This is a genomic window from Microbispora sp. CL1-1 (assembly GCF_012034195.1).
Classification (GTDB): Bacteria; Actinomycetota; Actinomycetes; order Streptosporangiales; family Streptosporangiaceae; genus Microbispora.
In genome coordinates, this window is the sequence record NZ_JAATEK010000107.1 from 1 (window position 1) to 2,406 (window position 2,406).

A 2,406-nucleotide genomic window follows, 5' to 3' on the forward strand; every position below is an offset into this window, starting at 1 on the left:
TGGCCCTCGGCGACCAGGTCCCACAGGTCCTCGGGGGAGGCCACCCCGCCGGGCAGACGGCAGCCCATCCCCACGATCGCGATCGGCTCCCGTTGCTCGTCCCGGACGTCCCGCAGTTCTTCGCGCGTCTTGTGCAGTTCCTCCGTCACGCGTCGGAGGAGACGCCGGATCTGGTCGTCGCTCACAGGTCCGCCTTCCATGGGCCAGGGTGGGGCAAAGGGAACAGGTCAGGAGATGCCGAGCTCGTTGCTGATGAAGTCGATGAGCTCGTCGTCGGAGGCCGAGGACAGGTCGGCGGCCGCCGCGGGGCGCTCGCCGGGCCGGGTCTCCCCGAGAAGCTCCGCGAGGCGCCGCATCCGGTTCGCCGCGGCCTCCCGATCTGACGATGAAAGCGTCTCGCCGAGCAGCGTCTCCAGCTCACCGATCAGCGTCTCCAGCTCACCGAGCTTTGCGAGCACGGCGGCGACGGGCGGCTCGGGATCGGGCAGCAGCACGTGGAGCAGGTGGTCCACGAGCCCGGCGGGCGTCGGGTAGTCGAACACGAGCGTGCTCGGAAGCGGCGTTCCGGTCAGCCGGGTGAGGCGGTTGCGCAATTCGACGGCCGACAGTGAGGTGAACCCCTGGTCGCGGAAGCCCCGGTCGTCGTCCACTTCGGCCGCCGAGCCGTATCCGAGCACGTCGGCGATCTCCGCGCGGACCAGCGCGCGCAGCGTCGGCCGTCGCTCGGGCTCCGGCAGGGCCGCGAGCCGCGCGGGGAGGTCCGGCTCCCCGCCGGAGGTCTCCGCCGCGCCGGGCGCCGCCGCACGGGCCTCGGGCAGCTCGGCGAGCAGCGGGTGAGGCCGTACGGCGTGCACCGTCGCCCAGTCCGCGCGGGCGACGACCAGCCGGGTCTCTCCGCCGGCCACCGCCTCTTCCAGCGCCGACACCGCGAGATCGGGGGCCATGGGCGGGAATCCGCTTCGCCGCAGCCCCTCCCGGGCCTCCTCGCCGGCGATGCCCTCGCCGTCCCAGTGCCCCCAGGCGATGGAGGTGGCGGGCAGGCCGAGCGACCGGCGATGCTCGGCGAGGGCGTCAAGGAAGGCGTTGCCCGGCGCGTAGTTGCCCTGGCCGGGATTGCCGATCAGCCCGGTGACCGACGAGAACAGCACGAACGCCGTCAGGGGAAGCTCCCGGGTCAGCTCGTGCAGGGCGAGCGCGCCGCCCACCTTCACCCGGTTCACGGCGGTCAGCCGCTCCTGCGTGAGCGAGCCGAGCAGGCCGTCGTCCAGTACGGCGGCGGTGTGGACCACGGCGGTCAGCGGATGCTCCGGCGGCACGGCCGCGAGCACGGCGGCGAGAGCGTCCCGGTCGGAGACGTCGCACGCGGCGACCGTCACCCGGGTGCCCAGCCCGGTGAGCTCGGCACGCAGGTCCTCCGCCCCGGGAGCGTCGAGCCCCCGCCGGCTGACCAGCAACAGGTGCGGGACCCCGCGCCGGGCCAGCCGCCGGGCCACATGAGCACCGAGCGCGCCCGTGCCGCCCGTGATGAGCACGGTCCCCGCCGGTGTCCACTCCGCAGGCGTGGCCTCCCGGCTCGGCGCGGGAACCAGCCGGCGCGCGAGAAGTCCCGAGGCGCGCACCGCGAGTTCCGACTCGCCGTGCCGTCCGGTCAGCGCGGTCACGGCGTACGCGACGCTCCGCCCATCAGGCGGCGACCCGTGCGGCGACTCGTGCAGGGGCGGAAGGTCCACGATCCCGGCCCACCGCTCGGGCCTCTCGGCGGCGATCACTCCGCCCAGGCCCCACGCGAGCCCCCCGGCGGGGTCCGGCACCCGGTCGGACGGCGCCGCCGCGACCGCGCCGCTCGTCGTGAGCCAGAGCGGGCCGTCGACCGCCGCCGCGTCCAACGCCTGCAGCAGAGCGATGTCCTGACCCTCGTAGGGGGTGCCGTCCAGGCCGAGCAGGGACACGACACCGGTGAATCGCTCACCGGTCCGCACGGAGGTGAGCGACGCCACCAGGGAATCCTGGTCGGCCGTCCCGCCGACGACGGCCTCCGCCACCTCGGCGCCGCGCTCCTCCAGCACGTGTCGCAGGGCCTTCGCCCAGGCCGCGGCCGTCTCCCACGGTGTACGGACCAGCAGCCAGCGGCCCCCGGACCGGAGCGCGGGCTCCTCCACCGGCCGCCAGGCGACGCGGTAGCGCCACGAATCCAGCGTGGTCCGCGCGTCCCGAACGGCATGCCATGAGGCCAGGACCGGCAGGGCCTCCCCGAGCGACTGCCGTACGCGCTCGGCTTCGGCACCCAGGGTGCCGACCAGAGCGTCGAGGTCGCCGCGGCTGACGATGTCCCAGAAACGCGCCTTTCCGTCGTCGTAGGGCCCGGCCTGGCCGGACTTCGGCGGGCTCACCCAGTGCCTGCGCCGC

The 2,406-nt window shown here is 74.8% G+C and carries 1 protein-coding gene; it reads right to left on the bottom strand.

Features of this window, described 5'->3' with window-relative positions:
* Nucleotides 1–227 precede the first annotated feature (227 nt).
* Nucleotides 228–2,406, bottom strand: a 2,179-nt coding sequence (locus tag HCK04_RS40080) for an SDR family NAD(P)-dependent oxidoreductase (RefSeq protein WP_205831286.1), incomplete at its 5' end; no start/stop codon positions are given.